The organism is Solibacillus sp. iso_87, from assembly GCF_056173085.1.
The window spans coordinates 1,278,985-1,297,362 of record NZ_CM149656.1 but is presented as its reverse complement, the minus strand read 5'-3'; the positions used below and the strand labels follow the sequence as shown (position 1 = coordinate 1,297,362).

General features: G+C 40.0%; 24 protein-coding genes. 13 read left to right on the top strand and 11 right to left on the bottom strand.

Annotation, left to right across the window (positions count from 1 at the left end; all coding sequences use genetic code 11):
- Positions 1 to 132 precede the first annotated feature (132 nt).
- Complete coding sequence (locus AC0VXV_RS06325) at positions 133 to 477, top strand: YflT domain-containing protein (RefSeq protein ID WP_475530794.1); 345 nt, start codon at positions 133 to 135, stop codon at positions 475 to 477.
- Positions 478 to 598: 121 nt separating this feature from the next.
- Here the strand turns inward: AC0VXV_RS06325 and fur are convergent, their stop codons facing one another.
- The 3 genes from fur to AC0VXV_RS06310 form a co-directional block, all read right to left on the bottom strand.
- Positions 599 to 1,066: a ferric iron uptake transcriptional regulator gene (gene fur / locus AC0VXV_RS06320; protein WP_475530793.1), complete on the bottom strand. Its 468-nt coding sequence runs from the start codon at positions 1,064 to 1,066 to the stop codon at positions 599 to 601.
- Positions 1,067 to 1,130: 64 nt separating this feature from the next.
- The gene (locus AC0VXV_RS06315) at positions 1,131 to 1,640 is read right to left on the bottom strand and encodes a hypothetical protein (RefSeq protein ID WP_475530792.1); all 510 of its coding nucleotides are present in this window, start codon (positions 1,638 to 1,640) and stop codon (positions 1,131 to 1,133) included.
- A gap of 58 nt (positions 1,641 to 1,698) precedes the next feature.
- Entirely contained in the window at positions 1,699 to 2,250 is a 552-nt protein-coding gene (locus tag AC0VXV_RS06310; protein WP_475530791.1) for an NUDIX domain-containing protein, read from the bottom strand.
- A gap of 87 nt (positions 2,251 to 2,337) precedes the next feature.
- Here AC0VXV_RS06310 and AC0VXV_RS06305 point away from each other — a divergent pair, with 87 nt between their 5' ends.
- Both AC0VXV_RS06305 and AC0VXV_RS06300 read left to right on the top strand, forming a co-directional pair.
- Entirely contained in the window at positions 2,338 to 3,228 is an 891-nt protein-coding gene (locus AC0VXV_RS06305; protein ID WP_475530790.1) for an aldo/keto reductase, read from the top strand.
- Positions 3,225 to 3,707, top strand: a complete 483-nt coding sequence (locus tag AC0VXV_RS06300) for a VanZ family protein (protein WP_475530789.1) — start codon at positions 3,225 to 3,227, stop codon at positions 3,705 to 3,707. Before AC0VXV_RS06305 ends, AC0VXV_RS06300 begins: the two co-directional genes overlap by 4 nt.
- 54 nt (positions 3,708 to 3,761) lie before the next feature.
- Here the strand turns inward: AC0VXV_RS06300 and AC0VXV_RS06295 are convergent, their stop codons facing one another.
- Positions 3,762 to 4,016 (bottom strand): YqkE family protein, encoded by a 255-nt coding sequence (locus AC0VXV_RS06295; RefSeq protein ID WP_475531405.1) that lies wholly within the window; start codon positions 4,014 to 4,016, stop codon positions 3,762 to 3,764.
- 21 nt (positions 4,017 to 4,037) lie between these two features.
- Entirely contained in the window at positions 4,038 to 5,216 is a 1,179-nt protein-coding gene (locus AC0VXV_RS06290) for an acetyl-CoA C-acetyltransferase (RefSeq protein ID WP_475530788.1), read from the bottom strand.
- A 308-nt stretch (positions 5,217 to 5,524) separates the two neighbouring features.
- Here AC0VXV_RS06290 and AC0VXV_RS06285 point away from each other — a divergent pair, with 308 nt between their 5' ends.
- The gene (locus tag AC0VXV_RS06285; RefSeq protein WP_475530787.1) at positions 5,525 to 6,478 is read left to right on the top strand and encodes an alpha/beta hydrolase; all 954 of its coding nucleotides are present in this window, start codon (positions 5,525 to 5,527) and stop codon (positions 6,476 to 6,478) included.
- A gap of 105 nt (positions 6,479 to 6,583) precedes the next feature.
- On the opposite strand, the gene AC0VXV_RS06280 is transcribed toward AC0VXV_RS06285, so the two are convergent.
- Together AC0VXV_RS06280 and AC0VXV_RS06275 are read right to left on the bottom strand one after the other, a co-directional pair.
- On the bottom strand, positions 6,584 to 7,054 hold the full coding sequence (locus AC0VXV_RS06280; RefSeq protein WP_350477421.1) for an S-ribosylhomocysteine lyase: 471 nt from the start codon (positions 7,052 to 7,054) through the stop codon (positions 6,584 to 6,586).
- 143 nt (positions 7,055 to 7,197) lie between these two features.
- Positions 7,198 to 7,419: a YneF family protein gene (locus AC0VXV_RS06275; RefSeq protein ID WP_008408061.1), complete on the bottom strand. Its 222-nt coding sequence runs from the start codon at positions 7,417 to 7,419 to the stop codon at positions 7,198 to 7,200.
- Positions 7,420 to 7,655: 236 nt separating this feature from the next.
- Here AC0VXV_RS06275 and AC0VXV_RS06270 point away from each other — a divergent pair, with 236 nt between their 5' ends.
- The 6 genes from AC0VXV_RS06270 (at position 7,656) to AC0VXV_RS06245 (ending at position 11,363) form a co-directional block, all read left to right on the top strand.
- A complete protein-coding gene (locus AC0VXV_RS06270) occupies positions 7,656 to 8,009 on the top strand; it encodes a lmo0954 family membrane protein (RefSeq protein ID WP_475530786.1) in 354 nt (117 codons plus the stop codon).
- Positions 8,010 to 8,020: 11 nt separating this feature from the next.
- Complete coding sequence (locus AC0VXV_RS06265) at positions 8,021 to 8,647, top strand: PspA/IM30 family protein (protein ID WP_475530785.1); 627 nt, start codon at positions 8,021 to 8,023, stop codon at positions 8,645 to 8,647.
- A 67-nt stretch (positions 8,648 to 8,714) separates the two neighbouring features.
- A complete protein-coding gene (liaF, locus tag AC0VXV_RS06260) occupies positions 8,715 to 9,389 on the top strand; it encodes a cell wall-active antibiotics response protein LiaF (protein ID WP_475530784.1) in 675 nt (224 codons plus the stop codon).
- The gene (locus AC0VXV_RS06255; protein WP_475530783.1) at positions 9,386 to 10,411 is read left to right on the top strand and encodes a sensor histidine kinase; all 1,026 of its coding nucleotides are present in this window, start codon (positions 9,386 to 9,388) and stop codon (positions 10,409 to 10,411) included. Before liaF ends, AC0VXV_RS06255 begins: the two co-directional genes overlap by 4 nt.
- Entirely contained in the window at positions 10,404 to 11,033 is a 630-nt protein-coding gene (locus AC0VXV_RS06250) for a response regulator transcription factor (RefSeq protein ID WP_475530782.1), read from the top strand. The genes AC0VXV_RS06255 and AC0VXV_RS06250 overlap by 8 nt, the downstream gene beginning before the upstream one ends.
- A gap of 12 nt (positions 11,034 to 11,045) precedes the next feature.
- Positions 11,046 to 11,363, top strand: a complete 318-nt coding sequence (locus AC0VXV_RS06245; RefSeq protein ID WP_475530781.1) for an acyl-CoA dehydrogenase — start codon at positions 11,046 to 11,048, stop codon at positions 11,361 to 11,363.
- 376 nt (positions 11,364 to 11,739) lie between these two features.
- Here the strand turns inward: AC0VXV_RS06245 and AC0VXV_RS06240 are convergent, their stop codons facing one another.
- The 3 genes from AC0VXV_RS06240 to AC0VXV_RS06230 form a co-directional block, all read right to left on the bottom strand.
- On the bottom strand, positions 11,740 to 12,171 hold the full coding sequence (locus AC0VXV_RS06240; RefSeq protein WP_475530780.1) for an iron ABC transporter substrate-binding protein: 432 nt from the start codon (positions 12,169 to 12,171) through the stop codon (positions 11,740 to 11,742).
- Between the two features lie 27 nt (positions 12,172 to 12,198).
- The gene (locus AC0VXV_RS06235) at positions 12,199 to 12,906 is read right to left on the bottom strand and encodes an O-linked GlcNAc transferase (protein WP_475530779.1); all 708 of its coding nucleotides are present in this window, start codon (positions 12,904 to 12,906) and stop codon (positions 12,199 to 12,201) included.
- 118 nt (positions 12,907 to 13,024) lie between these two features.
- The gene (locus AC0VXV_RS06230; protein WP_475530778.1) at positions 13,025 to 13,354 is read right to left on the bottom strand and encodes a heme oxygenase; all 330 of its coding nucleotides are present in this window, start codon (positions 13,352 to 13,354) and stop codon (positions 13,025 to 13,027) included.
- Positions 13,355 to 13,477: 123 nt separating this feature from the next.
- Here AC0VXV_RS06230 and AC0VXV_RS06225 point away from each other — a divergent pair, with 123 nt between their 5' ends.
- From AC0VXV_RS06225 to AC0VXV_RS06215, 3 genes are all read left to right on the top strand, one after another.
- Entirely contained in the window at positions 13,478 to 14,920 is a 1,443-nt protein-coding gene (locus tag AC0VXV_RS06225) for a bifunctional metallophosphatase/5'-nucleotidase (RefSeq protein WP_475530777.1), read from the top strand.
- A gap of 136 nt (positions 14,921 to 15,056) precedes the next feature.
- Positions 15,057 to 15,587 carry an NfeD family membrane protein gene (locus AC0VXV_RS06220; protein WP_475530776.1) on the top strand — a complete coding sequence of 177 codons (531 nt, stop codon included), beginning with the start codon at positions 15,057 to 15,059 and terminating at the stop codon, positions 15,585 to 15,587.
- An 18-nt stretch (positions 15,588 to 15,605) separates the two neighbouring features.
- Positions 15,606 to 17,144, top strand: coding sequence for a flotillin family protein (locus AC0VXV_RS06215; RefSeq protein WP_079525684.1), 1,539 nt, complete (start codon positions 15,606 to 15,608; stop codon positions 17,142 to 17,144).
- A 58-nt stretch (positions 17,145 to 17,202) separates the two neighbouring features.
- Here AC0VXV_RS06215 and AC0VXV_RS06210 read toward each other — a convergent pair whose 3' ends face one another.
- On the bottom strand, positions 17,203 to 18,273 hold the full coding sequence (locus AC0VXV_RS06210; RefSeq protein ID WP_475530775.1) for a branched-chain amino acid aminotransferase: 1,071 nt from the start codon (positions 18,271 to 18,273) through the stop codon (positions 17,203 to 17,205).
- Between the last annotated feature and the right edge of the window lie 105 nt (positions 18,274 to 18,378).

Sequence of the window (18,378 nt, the reverse complement as noted above, 5' to 3'; positions counted from 1 at the left end):
TTTAAACAAGATAATTCCGTCTGTATGCACGTTCTTCCGAAAACTGAATTACGACTGTATGAATCTCTTAACGTTTTAATTTTAAGAGTTCGGGAATAATATAAGTATTCATACAAAGGAGAGTGTATATATATGGCAATTATCAAATCAGTAGAAAACGGTGTACAAGCAAAATCAGTAATCGAATCATTTATTACAGAGGGCTATGATCGCGATCATATTCATGTTTTCGCAAACAGCAATAAACGTGCGGAAGATATAGCCGACTTTTTCGATGTTGATGCAAGCAAAACTCCAGGAACAACGGAAAATGAAAAAGGCTTCTTGGCATCAATTAAAAACTTCTTCCAAAGTACTCCGGAAGATCTGCACCATCAGCTTTCTGATATCGGTGTAGGTGAAAATGAACATGCAACTGCAAAGAATGATCTGGATGCAGGTAAGATTTTAATTGTTGCCCATCATCCGGGAAAATAAATAAAAATAATAAAACTCTATTTCCCTCAACTGAGGGAAATAGAGTTTTTTTGTGCGGCAAAAGCAAAATAGCCACCAAAAAAAGAACAGCAAAATATGCTGCCCCTTTTTTGATTATAGATTATGCATTGCTGTCTCCAGAGTTGTCGTTATCATCATGACAACGCCAGCAGATGCCATGGAATGTCAGACGGTGATCTTTGATTATAAAGTTCCAACGTTTCTCCACAATTTCTTCTACATCTTCTAGTAAATCTTCTTGAATTTCATCTACTGCGCCACATTCGATACAAACTAGATGATGATGGAAATGCTTCGCGCCCTCTTGACGTAAATCATAACGGGACACCCCATCACCAAAATTAATTTTATCGACAATTTTCAGCTCTGTTAAAAGCTCCAATGTACGGTATACAGTAGCTAGTCCAATCTCTGGTGCCTTTTCTTTTACTAATAAGTAAACATCTTCAGCACTTAAATGATCTTCCTCATGCTCCAGTAAAACCGCTACTGTTGCTTCTCGCTGTGGCGTCAGCTTATAGCTCGCACTATGCAGTTGCTTTTTAATTCGATCAATTCGGCTCTCCATATGTGACGCCCTCCTAAACTCTTTTCATTATACCAAATGAGTAAATCTCATTACAAGACAATGATTATTTAAATAAATAAGTAATTGCTAAATTTTCGACTGCAAAAACAATTATCATTACGACTATCAGGAAAATGATCTTATTCCATGGCATTACCGTTTTCAAGGCTCGTCTACTCGTAGTTTTAGTAGTTATTTGATAGAGCATAATTAAAAGTACACAATATATTAACTGAAATGGAAACCACCAAAATGCATAGAGTTTAATAGATTCATGCTGTACAAGTAAATACACCGAGCTAAAGCCTAAAAACGTTACTTTTATTGCAATAAAGATAAGGCCTATACGCGGCAAATATTTATGTGTCGAAAAGAATAATACAATACTTAAGGCAACTATGAAAGGAACTACACTCCAAAGCAATTCAGGTTTTTCCATTTGGAGCAGTCTACGATCACTATATTTAATAATTTGCTGCACTTGTCCAATATCGAATAACTGATAACAAACCACACCACAAATGAAACATACGACGATCATCGAAGTATATTGAATATATAGATATTTACGCATTTGGACGCCTCCTTGTCCATACAACTTATGCACATAAATTGTCCTTATGCGTAAACAATTATTGATTTAATTTCATTTTTAATTTCAGCCATAAAATCGCAAAAGCCGTTTTGGCATCGTAAATACGGCCGTCCGCAACCATCGCTTCTGCTTCTTCCAGTGATACTTCCATTAACTCCACAAATTCATCTTCGTCTAATTCAGCAGGAATGTCTAATTTTTTTAACTTTTCTGCTACGTAAATATGAATAATTTCATCCGCAAATCCCGGTGAAGTAGCGAAAGCCTGAATAAATTCGAAATGATCAGACGTATACCCTGTCTCCTCCTCCAATTCGCGGCGGGCCGTTACAATTGGCTCCTCGCCTTTTTCCAGCTTACCGGCAGGAATTTCCACAACGGAACGTTCAAGTGCTTTACGGTACTGCTCAACAAGTAAAATTTTATTGTTTTCTGTGATGGCAATAACTGCAACTGCTCCTGGATGATTAATAATTTCACGCTTCCCTGTTTCACCATTCGGAAGCGATACATCGTCTACTTTTAATGAAATAACCTTCCCGGAATAGATGGGTTGTGATTGGATTGTTTTTTCTTCAAATTTTTTCATGACCATGCCTCCACTTGTTCTCTTGCTTATATTCATTGTACCATTAGTAAGAGCTTTTCTAAAATATTGAACCAGGGAGGAATTAATATGAAAAAACGACAATTAGGTACAAGCAATCTTCATATTTCTGAAATTAGTTTAGGCTGTATGTCATTACCTCCAAATCCAACAGAAGCAGAAGAGGTCATTCATGCTGCAATTGATGCGGGCATTAATTACTTTGATACCGCCGATCTGTATAATCAGGGAGAAAACGAAAAAGTTGTTGGTGCGGCACTGAAGCCTCACCGCCACAATATTTACCTGGCATCTAAAGTAGGAAATCGTTGGGAAGAAGGCAAGGAAGGTTGGAGCTGGGATACATCCGCAAATTATATTAATAAAGCGGTACGTGACAGCCTGCAACGACTACAGACAGATTACTTGGATCTTTACCAGTTACATGGCGGTACGACCGAAGATAATTGGGAAGAAATTACCGACACATTTGAAAGTTTGAAAAAAGAAGGACTTATTCGCGAATATGGCATTTCTTCCATCCGACCGAATGTTTTCATGCCATTTCTGCAAAACAGTGATGCAATCAGCAATATGATGCAGTTTAATATTTTTGATGAACGTGCAAGCGAATTTTTCGACCCGATTCAACAGACAGGTGCTTCTGTCGTCACACGCGGATCGATTGCAAAAGGCTTGTTGACAAATGCATGGCGCACACGCTTAAAGTCTTTTATGAGCTATGATGAAGCGGCAGCAAAAGATATGCTGCAAAAAATTGAACAGCAATTCGGTGATGTACATGCAGCTGCCCTCGCTTTCAATTTACAATATCCAACGGTTGCTTCTACAGTTATTGGAGCGCGTACAGTTACGCAACTGCAGCAAAACCTGGATGCTTATGAAAAAGCGCAATCAATGCCAAATATTTCGGAGATCGACAGCTGGACAAAAACCGACCGTTACACTGAGCATAGATGAAAAAATGGATTGTTCTCGTCATCATCGGGGTAATCGTTGTCATGGTAATGTCCAATATGAGCTATGAACAGCAAACAATTGTTCCGGCGTTAAAAGATCTTTTAAAAGACAAACCTTTTGAAGCATGGTTAAGTCAGTTTGAAATTCCTTATTGGGGAAAAATTATATCGGTCGAAACACGAGGCTATTTTCAATTTCTTGAGTTTCTGATCCGGAAAGCAACCCATTTCTTCGGATACGGTTTATTAGCGGTAATATTCTATACTTTATACCGGAAACTGAAATGGCACTTTCCAATAGTTCTTGCCTTTGTTACAGCAATAATAATCGCAAGCCTAGATGAATACCGCCAAAGTATGATTCCGGGTCGCAGCGGCCTCGTAGAAGATGTCGTGCTCGATGCATGTGGCGCGTTGACATTGTTAGTGATTGCAAAACTTATTATTGTTGTATTTAAAAAAGATAGCACACAAAAATAGTGTGCTATCTTTTTATATTTAGTAAGCTTCTTTATGATCCGTTTGGGATAACCGTTAAAATTTCGAACCTTTATCGCCGTACTGATTTAAAAGTTCTTCAAAGCTCATATTTTTTTCGTGTTGTTTGCGTTCGAATGCCGCTTTCGCCAGACGCTCTTCTTCTTTCGCCTTTTCGTCAGCCACCATTTCCTGCTTCGCTGCTTTCAGCTTGGCCAATACATCGCCGCCTAACTGATCGGCCAATGTTGCCGCCTTATCTTTTGGAAGCTCGAATTCATTCGTCGTTCTTTGCTGTTTCTTTTTTGCCATCATTTTCACCTACATTTAATTTTAGCGTTGTACAATTGTTGCAACACCTTGCCCGCCACCAATACATAATGTTGCAAGACCTAATTTTGCATCCTGTTTTTGCATTTCATGTAATAAAGTAACCAATATGCGTGTTCCGCTTGCCCCGATTGGGTGACCAAGTGCAATTGCCCCGCCATTTACATTTAGTTTATCATGATTGAACGCCAATTCGCGATCAACTGCAATCGCCTGAGCGGCAAATGCTTCATTCGCTTCAATTAAGTCCATATCATCCAATGTTACATTCGCTTTCGACAAAGCTTTTTTCACTGCAGTTACCGGTCCGATCCCCATCACTGAAGGATCAACCCCTGCGCTTGCATTTGCGACGATCGTAGCAAGTGGTGTAAGGCCTAATTCAAAAGCACGTTGCTTTGACATAACGACAACTGCTGCAGCTCCGTCATTAATACCGGAAGCATTCCCTGCAGTAACCGAACCGTCTTTCTTGAAAGTAGGACGTAATCCGTTCAATTTTTCTGCTGTTGTTCCATGTTTTACATATTCATCTTGTGAAAAAATAACCGGCTCCCCTTTACGTTGAGGAATTTCTACAGGGACAATTTCTTCAGCGAATTTATTTGCAGAAATTGCTTCAGATGCACGGGCTTGTGAACGTGCTGCAAATTCATCCTGTTCCTGACGTGAAATGTTATATTGATCACATAGATTTTCAGCAGTTATCCCCATATGGTAATCATTAAATGCACACCATAAGCCATCCTGAATTAATGTATCGATTATTTTTTGATCTCCCATGCGGAAACCTTCTCTTGCATTTCGCATAATATATGGTGCTTGACTCATATTTTCAAAGCCTCCAGCGACAACAACTTCCGCATCCCCGGCAATGATTGCCTGTGCTGCTAAATGAACGGCCTTTAAGCCTGAACCACATACTTTATTAATTGTCATCGCTGGGACTGTGTATGGTAAACCAGCTTGGATACTTGCCTGTCTTGCCGGGTTTTGACCCAAACCTGCTGCAAGAACATTCCCCATAATAACTTCATCAACTGTTGATGGATCTAATTGAACACGATTCAATGATTCTTTTATTACGATACTCCCTAAAGTCGGAGCCGAAATATCTTTTAATGCCCCCTGAAAAACACCAATTGGCGTACGTACTGCACTTACTATTACAACTTCTGTCATGAATATATCCCCCTTTATTGTGAATGGTCCGTTTGTGAGCAAATATAATCAATTACGCCTTGGCGTAATTGCGTCAGGATTCGGCTTTGCGCTTGCGCAAAGAACTCATTGCCGAATCTTTGACATCCGCCTGGAGCCATAATTTATTTCAGCGGGTTTGTCATCCGCTGAAATTAATTACTTGCTACAAAGATTTTATCAAATATTTCGCATTTTTCACACAAAAGTTTCCAATAATAAATAGATACATATTAGTTGATTTATCCCAATAACTCATCGAATATTAAATTAATTAAGGAGTGATTTTCATGAAAAAACGTACACTGTTTTTATCTGGCAGTATTGTAACAACGCTGCTGGCAGCTGCTACAACGATCACTGGTGTCGTGATGACAAATCACATTATGTATATAAAGAAAAAGGACGATGCTTTCATCCGCGAACGCGAAATTACGGCAAAACGATTTGATGAAGCATGGTATGAAGGCTGTCCGAAAGAAATTTTATTGATCGATTCTCCAAATGGCTATAAAATAAGCGGCATCTATTTAAAACCTTTGGAAACGAAAAATACAGTCATCATCTGTCATGGCGTCACTGAAAATAAAATTAACTCGATGCGCTATGCCCGAATGTTTGAACGGCTTGGTTTTAATGCATTTGTATACGATCATCGCCGTCACGGAGAATCTCAAGGGAAAACAACAAGTTACGGCCATTATGAAAAATACGATTTACAGGCGGTAGTTGAGACGATCCGAAATATTACCGGGGAAGATGCTCTGCTCGGTATTCACGGTGAATCAATGGGCGCGGCAACGACACTGCTCTATGCAGGCACTTTATCAGATAATGCGGATTTCTATGTTTCCGACTGTGCTTTCTCAAACTTCCCTGAGCTTCTAAAACGAATTTTTGAAAGTGTTGTACCGATCGATTCGAAATATACCCTCCCCTTCGCCGACTTTTTCATGCGAATCCGCGATGGCTATTCCGTAAAAGAAGTAATGCCGATTGATGCTGTAAAACATATTCAAAAGCCGGTCCTCTTTATTCACAGTACACCGGATGATTTCATTCCTTCCTCAATGACCGAAGAACTGTTCGAACAAAAACCCGAACCTAAAATGCTGAAACTGTTTGAAAAAGGCGAGCACGCGAAATCATTCAACGATAACCAGGGTGACTATGAGCAAACGGTAGCCAAGTTCCTGCATGACTATGTACCGGTATACCGCAATACAACGGATTCTTTAATATAAAAGAAATAAGCACTTTCTGTTCGTTTCAATGAACAGGAAGTGCTTTTTGGTTTGGAGGCGGGAACAAAAAAGCCCCCAAAAAATGGGGGCACTACATATTTCCTATTAATCATTAAAAACGATATGCCATTCACCGCGCTTGGCTAAAAATTCTTTTGCCAACTGTTGCGCACCTTCTAAACTATGACTTGCCGCCCAACCGCATTGGACTTCATTGCATGCAGGAACAGAAGTCGCCGCCAACACATCCTGAACGGTCTTTTCTAAAATCGCCAACACGCCTTCGTAGTCATCATAGTTCATAAAGGAGACATAAAAGCCTGTTTGACAGCCCATTGGCGAGATATCGACAACCGCGTCACTATGATTGCGGATACGGTCTGCCATTAAATGTTCCAGTGAGTGAAGTGCCGGCATTTCCATATGCTCTTTATTCGGCTGCTTAAAGCGGATATCGTATTTTGTCACGACATCGCCCTTCGCCCCTTCTTTTGTGCCCGCTAAACGTACATACGGTGCGACCACTATCGTATGGTCCAAATCAAAGCTCTCTACATTCGTTTTCTCTGTTGCCATTTTTTCTTCCCTCCAATACTTACAATCTATATAAGGATAGACTAGATTATTGTGCTTTTCAACGAAATATTCTGAATTTTTTTACAGCAAATAAAAACTACCTTCTTCACTCAATAGAATGCGAAAGGTAGTCCAACTTTTCATTATTTATCTTGGAATTTGTTCATTTGTGCCATCATTTGACGCACTTGTTTTTCAGACGGTTTACGTCCCATTTGTGCCATCATCACGCGAATCATTTGTTCATTAATTGGCGGGTTTTCTTTTAAATACTTCATCATATATTGACGAGCTGCGTAGAACCCAATTGCCACGCCCCCGATTAAAGCTACGACGATAAGTGTAATTCCTAACCATAAAGCCATTTTGTCCAACCTCCTCCACTACTTATGTACCGAGAAAAACTCTCCAACAAGCATTATACAATAAAAGTTATTACGTTTCTATATATTTTAACTCTCCTGGCAGAAGTTAAGTCATGCAAATAACTGTCTGAGTCCGGCTCAGTCTCGAGACCTAGATGAAAATACGGTAACAGGTCGTTATCGGTTTTTTAAATTCACGGTAACATGAACATATCAACGACAAGGAGGAACACATAATGAAAAAGTTTTTCTTATATTCAGCGGCTTTTATCACAGCGATCATCGCACTTTGCCTGCTCGCACCAGTAGCCGGCTTATTAATCTCAGGAGCACTTCTGGCAGCAGGTCTGCACTATTACACAGAAAGTAAATCTACTTTCGGAAAAGTAATGAGCCTAGTTGTCGCTTTAGCCGGTTTAGTAAGTGCCTTATCAAACATCCCAGGCTTTATCGGTTTAGCCGCAATCGGTGTATTGTTTTATCTTTACAAAGCACGTAAAAACGAAAAGATTGAATTTTTACCAGGCAAAAAAGAGGAAGATGATCCATTTACAAACTTTGAACGCGAATGGGCAAATTTAAACAAATAGGAGCGATTACAATGAGAAATTTATTTACAAAGTTTAAATATTCAATACAGGCGGATTTACATGATATGTTTGACAAAAAGGTCGATAAAAACCCGATTAAAATGCTGAACCATTATATTCGTGAAGCAGAAAAACAAACTGAAGAAACAGGAAAACTGCTTGCACGTCAAGCTCAGCTAAAAAATGAGCTGGAAATCCAACTTTCACAAACAATCGAAATGCTTGAGAAGCGTGAAAAACAGCTTTTATTGGCTCAGTCAACTGAAGAAGTTGAACTGATTGCGTTTGCACAGGAAGAAGTAACGGCTTATACTGCTAGAAAACATGCCCTTCTTTCAAGCATTGATGCTGCGAATACAGAATACTTTGCACTGGAACGCAAATTCGAAACGATGAAACATAAAATCAAAGACATGAAAGTGCGCCAACTTCAACTGATGGGCAAAGAAAATGTCGTGCGTGCCAACCACCAGATGGATAAAGTTCTAACTTCGGACAATGCGGGTAATTTTGATGAACTATCAACTTATATTGATGAATTATCTCAAAATATTGAGCGTAAATATGAAGTAACCTCTTTTGAAGCTCGATTGGCACAGCTTGAAAAAGAACAAAAGCTCATAGAACAACCAAAATAATGATATAATGCGTAAAAGGAGAAGGCACCATGCTTTCTCCATTTTGCACGTTATAGGGGGAGGCACTATGCCGAAAATTACATCTGATCAGCTTGCAATTATCGCGATTAGTATGGCTCTTGTCGTATTGATCGAATTGACACTTTTCAATAATGGCACCGTGTTTTTGCTGATTTTGGGTGCACTGTTTCTATTTTTCAGCTTTAAAAAGAAGAAGCGTTACTTATTATGGACGGGACTCGTTCTATTATTCTTTGCTATTATTAATATTTGGACACTGCGCCTTTTAATCATTGGTGTGCTTGTCTTTCTTTTATACCAATACTTAACGAAAAAAGAGCAAGTGATGGAAATCAAAAGCCACTTTGCCAATACATCAAATCAGAATCAATTGATCGGAACAACAGGTGCTCCGACAGAAAGCTATCATTGGAAAGATGTTCATATTCAACGCTTTATCGGTGATATTACGATCGATACAACCGAAACCATTTTACCAAACGGAAAATCGATTATCGTAATCCATCAATCTCTTGGAAAAGTACGGGTCATTGTGCCTTATGAAGTGACGATTCAGCTTCATTACTCCACTTTATATGGTGAAGCAACATACCTGCATTATGCTCCAAAGCAGTGTATTAATGAACAGCTCCTTTTTAAAGATGGAGAAATGGATGCAAAACGTGTCCTTGTCGTTTATGTGACATCTTGGATTGGCGATGTGGAGGTGCAACGCGGATGATTGCATTTATTATACGCTTTTTTATTCTCATGATGGTTTTTGCGACATTTGCTATGAATATTTTCGTATTCCTGCTCGGCCAGCCTGAGGAAGAGACTTGGCGTTTTTTATGGGAAAACGATGATTACTCAATTCCGATTGTCGCCGTGATCGCCATTATCGCAACAACGACGAGCTTCTTTATTTCATTATGGATATCAATTGCACTGAAAATGAAAGAAAATCAGATGACACGCATCGTGAAAAAAGTAGCGGAGCCTGATTTTGCCCAAAAGTTCAAAAAAGCAAATGGCTCATTAAAAAAGGCATTGCGTGAGACGAATGAATTAATCGAAACACAGCGGACATCATTGCAGCGTCTTTCCAATGAAAAAGTAGAAACAAATGACGCCATCGTCCAGGAGCGGCTTCTTGCAGAACGTCAGCGGCTTGCTCGCGAACTGCATGATTCTGTATCCCAGCAGTTATTTGCGGCATCTATGCTACTCTCTGCGCTTACAGAACAGCGTCAAGATGATATTGCACAAAAACAGCTTAAACAGGTGGAGAAAATCGTTCAGCAGGCACAGCTTGAAATGCGCGCACTACTCCTTCACTTGCGACCTGTTGCCCTGCACAATAAAAGCTTGGCGGAAGGTTTAGAAGATCTGATTGTAGAATTACAGGAAAAAGTGTATTTCAATATTGATTACCAAATCGAAGAAATCGGATTATCCAAAGCAGAGGAAGATCATTTATTCCGTATTGCTCAGGAAGCTTTATCAAATACATTACGGCATGCAAAAGCAACGGAAGTCGAACTGTTATTAATTGCACGCGACCAGCTGGCGATTTTGCGCATTCAGGATAACGGCCTCGGATTTAATTTGGAGGGAGATAAAACGACTTCTTACGGTCTGCGCAATATTGCCGAACGCGCTGTCGAGATTGGCTGCACGTATAAAATTGTCTCTGTACCGGATGAAGGAACGATAGTTGAAGTAAAAGTTCCGCTCAAAAAGGAGGAACAAATAAATGATTAAAGTTGTCATAGTAGATGATCACGAAATGGTCCGAATCGGGGTTGCTGCATATTTATCGGCACAACCCGATATCGAAGTCATCGGTGAAGCGACAAACGGCGAGGAAGCAATTGAAAAAGTATTGGCGCTAAAGCCGGATATTGTGCTGATGGATAATGTAATGCCGATTAAAACGGGTGCTGAAGCGACTGCCGAAATTCTGGCACAATGGCCGCAAGCAAAAGTAATGATTGTCACAAGCTTCATCGATGACGATAAATTATACCCGGCACTTGAAGCAGGTGCTGTCAGCTATATACTGAAAACAAGCAATGCCAAACAGATTGCCGATGCGATCCGGAAAACGATGGCCGGGGAAACCGTTCTTGAGCCGGAAGCAACGACGCGGGTAATGGCCCGTATGCGCGGAACAGCCCCTGCCCTGCACAACCATTTAACAGACCGGGAAATGGAAGTACTGTTATGTATGGCTCGTGGCCTTGCCAATCAGGAAATAGCAGAAGAACTGTTTATCGCATTAAAAACAGTGAAAACCCATGTCAGCAACATTTTAAGTAAACTCGAAGTGCAGGACCGCACACAGGCTGTCGTCTATGCATTTCAAAATGGCTTAGTAAAATAAGGAGATTTTTTTATGACATTTACGTACGAAAACTTTGCAAAAGACGGAACACTTACATTATTAGATCCCCTCTTCACCCTGTTGCTGATTTTCTCAGCTTTGTTCATTATTGTACTGCTGCGCTTTAGCATTAATTCTAAGATCATGTTATTTATTGGTGCGCTGATTATATTATTAAGTGCACAATTGCAGTCGATTTCAGGGATTTTGGCGGATGAGTTGAATTTATCCAGCTCCTCGAAAAACTTTTACATTTTTATTGCGATCGTTGTGATCCAGATTGGGTTAATCGTGTTTACATTTGTGAAGGATAAAAAGAAGAAAAAGTAATGAATGTAAGTGGCTGAGGCTGTCCTGGAGTTGATAGAAACTTTGGGACGGCTTTTTTGGGGTTGGGGGTTATGTAGTGGCGTTATTGGCCAAAGTACCTGTGCTTTTAGGGTTTTAGGATGGCTAGGGCGTGCGCCGTGCTTTGATTTATTTAGAACTTTTTTCGATTTATTAGAAGATTTTAGAGAGTTATTAGAACTTCTAGCAGTGATAAAAGAAGATCTGTGTTTTCGGCCGAAGAAGCCGTCATTAAATGGTTATAGGGTGGCTAGGGAGTACGTTTGTTTTGATTTATTAGAACTTTTCCGCCCGCAGCCACTCCATCCATAAAAAAGCCCACGCCCCGCTTCCACCAAAGCGTTCGTGAGCCCCCATATTATTTCAAATCATGCAATATTGTAAACAGCGATTGTTTTGCATCGAGCAATTGCTCATGTGCCTGCCCTTGCTGTTCCGCGCTTTCCGCTTCATAAAAAGCTGCCAATGCCTCATCGATTTGTTTATAGGAGTCAAATAGGTTCGCATCATCCACTTTTTTATTGCCGAAAATATCAATGAACATGCTTAGCTGATATTGAAAGTTTTTTTCGTACATCGTCAGCACATGTTTGTTATCATCGATCTGCACTTCATCGTTCAAAATATAAGTTTGGAAATCAACTAGATCCGTATACGCTTTTTCCAGCTCTACCGCATATTGACCCTCTTTGTCTTTCCCTTTATTCCAGTCCAGAATCTGAATAAAAATAAGTAAAAATAGAATGATCGTTAAGTATATCGAAATACCTTTCCAAGATAAAAACTTCATGCTTTTTCCTCCATCTACCGAGCTTCGTTAATTGAAAAGATATTCTTTCAAATTTTCCAAAGTTGAATCAATGCCTGAACGCAGCGATACTTGATCCTCGCGGCAGGTCTCGATTGCTTTTTCAATTGCAATTAAAGCATTTTCCAAAAACGGCTCGGCATTCAAATCTTTGTAAAGCTGTGTTAAAACGAGCGCTTTATTCCAGTACCATCTTGCGTTTTCCGCATCCAGATCGATCGCCCGCTCAATATAGACCATCACATCAAACGGTGACCAGTTAAAGCGGTTCATCGTCTGCCCTGCTATCCCGTATAACAATGCCTTATTCGGATGATGCTTCACCGCTTCCATAAAGCAGTGAACACTTTCATCATAATGGTGCGCCATTAAAAAAAGATGTCCCTGTACATAAAACGACTGCGCTTTCCGTTCAGCATCCGCTGTCCGTGCATCGTGTTCAAGCTGTTTCACTTTTTTTGAAAACTGCTGTTCATCGTTTAATGCACGCAGTTGTTCAACCTCATCATTTTCCGGATAGCTTTCATTCGCACGTTCGACACTTTGCGCAATCTGTGCTGTCTGCTTTGGGAATTTTTCATACTCGTATTTTTCAAAGATTTTTAAAAATTGCGTTGCCTGATCATTTTCTCCGCCTTGTAATAGGCGTATGCGTTTCGCTTCTTCATAGCATTTCAAAAACTGTCCGTCATAAAAGTACTGCACCATGTTCGACATTAAAAACACCCTTCTGTTTTTCATTCACAATTTGTTAAAGCATAAGCTATATGTAGATCAATCAACAGTATGTATAGCATAAAGGTGTCCTAACAAAACATTAGGACACCCCTTAACATTATTTTGAGATTGTGCCTGCTACTTCAGCGATCACGATTTGTGAACCTAGCATTGGTGATTCACCTTGGTGACCTTCGCCTTGACCTTCAGATGGACGTTTGTGTGATTGTTTGAATGCATCACTTTCACGCCATACAGCAAAGCTTTCTTCTGAGTCCCAGTACATGACAACGCTCATCTCGTCATATTCTTCAAATTGCGTTGAAACTAATACTTCTACTTTTTGGAAACCTTCAAATTCTTGTAATGGTCCTGGTTGTACAAATTTTGGGGCCATTTTTTCGGCAAAGCCTTTTTTTACTTGGATACGGTTCGTTACTGTAATCATGATTACCAACTCCTAATATTTAACGTAAACTGCTTCATCTATTTATTTAATCATTTTCAAAACAGTTGCGCAATAATTCGCGCTATAATAAGGAAAATGAAATATTAAAGGAAGTTTTTATCAATGAAATTTACTATTATTGCGACGAGCGATGTTCATGGACATGCCGAACGCTTTTCACAGCTTACTCAAATGATTTCCGCTAGACAGCCCGCTTTGTTAATCGATAATGGCGATTTTTTGCAGGGTAGTCATTTAAGCTATTATTACGATTATATTGTTCAAAAACAACACCCGCAAATTGAACTTGCGAACACACTTGGCTATGATGTTGCTGTTTTCGGCAATCATGAATTCAACTATTCTCCCGAGAAAATCCAAGCGATCCGCAACGCCTCCAATTTCCCTTGGATCGCCGCCAATATTCCAGGGTTTGCCGAACCATATTTTATTAAAGAAATAAACGGGCTGCGTATTGCTGTCATAGGAGTCGTGACACATTTCACAAAAATTTGGGATGAATGTGAATCGACAAAGCATCTGCACTTCCAAAACGCATTTGAAAGTGCAAAAAACACTGTAAAGTACGTTCGAGATGTTAAACAGGCACAGCTAGTCATTTTAAGCTATCACGGTGGTTTTGAACGAGATATTCATAGCGGTCACCTAATAGATCTGGAACAAGGTGAAAATGAAGGCTATCGTATGCTACATGAAATTGAAGGCATTGACATATTCATTACCGGGCATCAGCATTTGGAAATTGCCGCAGTGCAAAACGGTGTCGCTGTCGTGCAACCCGGGGCAAATGCACATTGCTTTGCACAAATTGATGTCACTGTGGAACACGGTACATTTTCTTTTGAACCATCTATCTTCCAAGTGGATCCCAAATTAAAAATGCAGTCTTTCCCCGAATTTTATGCGTGGAAAAAACAACAAATCGGGACAACGGATGAAGTGCTGACTTATGCGGACTTTTTTACGCCCCGCATTAAAATGACCGCATATACACAATTGCTTCATGATATGCAGCTCCATTACACGGGTGCCCAAATTTCGGTCATCGAACTGCCCTACCATACTCAAGGCGGCTTTTCGGAAAAAATAACCCGTGAACATGTTTTACACAATCTTCCCCGATCTAACCGACTGCTCGTCATCAAAATGTCCGGAGCTGAAATCCGGCGGGCGATTGAACAAAGTGCAGCTGTCTTTGCGCTAAATTATAAAGGGGAAATCGATTTTCGTATGGCCGTGTACTATCCGGAGCCGCAGCCATATATTTATGATTTGTGGGGTGGTGTTGATTACGCAATTGATCTGCATCAACAAACAGGTCAACGTGTCACGAAGCTAACTTTTGAAGGAAAACCTATTCAGCATAATGAGATTTTCGAAGTAGCCGTCAATAGCTACCGCGCAACAGGTGCACATCAAATGCAGATGTTTAAAAAACAGCCTGTACGTGAAGCAGATAAATTCATTCCCGATTTAATGATGGAATACATAGAACAAAACAGTCCGCTTACTATTCAGGTCAAAAATAATTTTCAAATGAAATAAGCTCCCCCTCTACGCATGATGTATGTCAATCACGGAATTGGCATACAATTTATATTTCTCGGAAAATAATAATTTTTTTGAAACTTTTTACCATTTCATCCGTAAATTTATTAAATAGCATTAAGGAGGTGGCAACTTGTTTGGTTATTCCATTGAAACCATTTATTTAATCATCTTAATCGTTATTGGGTGTTGCACTGTTCTTTACTTATTTTTTGCAGATGTTGCGGATGTGTCCATCGATGGAACACCATTTTTTGACCCAGCTGTAATTCTTTCGTTTATTACGTTCACTTCGGCTGCGGGCTATTTGCTGGAGCAGTTTACCGGCTTAACAAGTTTCATCACATTCATCATCGCTTTTATAATTGCGAGTTTATTGACAGCACTTCTCTATTTTTTCCTGCTCGTTCCTTTACGTTCAGCGGAAGTGTCGCTTGCCTATACAGAAGAATCGCTTGAAGGTCAGGTCGGAAAAGTGATTGTGCCTGTTCCTCTTGAAGGTTTTGGGGAAATGGTGATCGAAACGGCAAACGGCATTATATCAAAGCGTGCAGCAAGTTTTCATCAGGTAGAGATTCCATATGACACGCAAGTTTTAATTATTGAGATGCGTGATGGTACAGCAATGGTCGCGATTTATGAGAAAGAAGAACTTCAATTTTAGAAAAAGGGAGGAATTTTTATGTCAGGTTTGGAAGGTATATCTGGAATTTTATTAACAGTCGGGGTAGTCGTATTTCTAATTGTCGCTCTTGTAGCCGTCTATATTATGAAATACCGCACAGCCGGTCCGGATGAAGCATTAATCGTAACAGGTAGTTATTTAGGAAGCAAAAATGTACATACCGATGATTCAGGAAACCGCATTAAAATTATTCGCGGTGGTGGTACATTTGTATTCCCGGTTTTTCAGCAGGCAAAACCACTTAGTCTACTTTCAAGCAAACTGGAAGTAACAACTCCGGAAGTTTATACAGAGCAAGGTGTTCCTGTTATGGCTGATGGTACAGCAATCATCAAAATCGGTGGTTCAATTTCGGAAATTGCAACTGCTGCCGAGCAATTTTTAGGAAAAGATAAACAGGAACGCGAAAGTGAAGCGCGCGAAGTACTGGAAGGTCATTTACGTTCGATTTTAGGATCGATGACAGTTGAAGAAATTTATAAAAACCGCGATAAGTTCTCGCAGGAAGTACAACGTGTCGCATCCCAGGATTTAGCGAAAATGGGCTTGATCATTGTATCATTTACAATTAAAGATGTTCGCGATAAAAACGGCTATTTGGATTCTCTAGGTAAGCCTCGAATCGCTCAAGTAAAACGTGATGCAGATATTGCAACTGCTGAAGCAGACAAAGAAACACGTATTAAACGTGCTCAAGCAGCTCAGGAAGCGCAACAGGCTGAATTAGAGCGTGCTACTGAAATTGCGGAAGCCGAGAAAAATAATCAGTTAAAAGTGGCTGAATACCGCCGTGAGCAGGACATCGCAAAAGCCCGTGCCGACCAGGCGTACGAATTGGAATCTGCACGTGCCAAACAGGAAGTAACTGAACAGGAAATGCAAGTACGCATCATTGAACGTCAAAAGCAAATTGAATTAGAAGAAAAAGAAATTCTGCGTCGTGAAAAGCAATATGATTCAGAAGTAAAGAAAAAGGCAGATGCGGACCGTTATGCAATTGAACAAAACGCAGAAGCACAAAAACGTAAAGAGCTTGCGCAGGCAGATGCGGAGAAATACCGTATTGAAGCACAGGCACAAGCTGAAGCAGAGCGCATTCGTTTAGATGGTCTTGCGAAAGCAGATGCAGAGCGTGCTCAAGGTACGGCTGAGGCAGAAATTATCCGTCTACGCGGTCTTGCAGAAGCAGAAGCTAAAGAGAAAATTGCAGAAGCGTTTGAACAATACGGTCAAGCGGCTGTCCTTGATATGATTGTTAAAATGTTACCGGAATACGCAAAACAAGTTGCCAGCCCACTTTCAAATATCGACAAGATTACAGTTGTTGATACAGGTGGCGGTGCAAACGGCGGTGCTGGTAAAGTGACGGGTTATGCGACTGATTTAATGGCCGGCTTACAAGAAACATTAAAAGCCTCTTCCGGTATTGATGTTAAAGAATTAATTGAAACATATGTCGGAAAAAATACATTTGAAAAATCGGCAATACTTCCTCGCGAAGACTTTTCACGAGTTGAAGAAGTCCTTGAAAAATAGTTAGGACAATAAAAAATACAGCATTCTTCCATTACGGAAAATGCTGTATTTCTTTTTATTAAATTTTAACCGTCCAGCCGAATGTATCTTCAACTTTACCGTATTGGATGCCTGTTAATGTATCATAAAGCATTTGCGTTACTTCGCCGATTTGGCCGTTGTTGACAGAAATAACTTCATCCAGCCATTTCAGCTCCCCTACTGGCGAAATTACAGCTGCAGTTCCTGTACCGAATGCCTCTTCCAATGTGCCGTTTTTAGCTGCTTCTACCACCTCTTCAAAAGCAATTGCACGCTCTTCAATCGGAATATTTTTGGATTTTAATACTTCAATCATTGAATCGCGAGTAATCCCTGGTAGAATACTGCCGTTTAATGCAGGTGTAATAACTTTTCCTGAAATTTTAAAGAAGATGTTCATACTGCCGACTTCTTCTACGTATTTATTTTCCTTGCCGTCCAGCCATAATGTTTGAGAATAGCCTTGCTGCGCAGCAATTTCCGAACCTTTTAAGCTCGAAGCATAGTTGCCGGCAGTTTTCGCTTCACCGGTACCGCCAACTACGGCACGCACGAATTGCTGTTCTACTAAAATTTTGACCGGGTTAATGCCTTCTTTATAATAAGAGCCGACCGGTGACATAATAATCATAAATTTATAGCTTTTCGCAGGATTTACACCTAAATAGCTCTCTGTCGCAATAATAAATGGTCGAATATAAAGAGATGTACCTGGAGCTGTCGGAACCCATTCGCGATCTACTCGGATTAATTCTTTTAAAGCTTCTAATGCAAAATCCTCGTCAATCGGTGGAATGCAAATGCGTGCATTGGAAGAATTTAATCGTTGGAAGTTTCGGTCCGCACGGAATAACTGGACTTCACCATCTTCTGTCATATATGCTTTTAAACCTTCAAATACCGCTTGTCCATAGTGGAATACCATCGCAGCAGGACTTATTGTAATCGGAGCATATGGTGTAATTGTCGCATTATGCCATCCTTTTCCATCTTCATAATCCATAACAAACATATGGTCAGTAAAAATCTTACCAAAACCAAGCTGTTCTGCAGGTGTTTTTTGTTTTTTATTTGTTGATAACTCAGTTGTAATTTGGTATGTTGTCATAATTTCATGCTCCTTAACTAATTTAAGTTGATACACTCTATCATACCACTTTATTTTTAGAAAATTTAGTATTTTTTAATTTCCGGCAAAAAATATTTTTTTCTA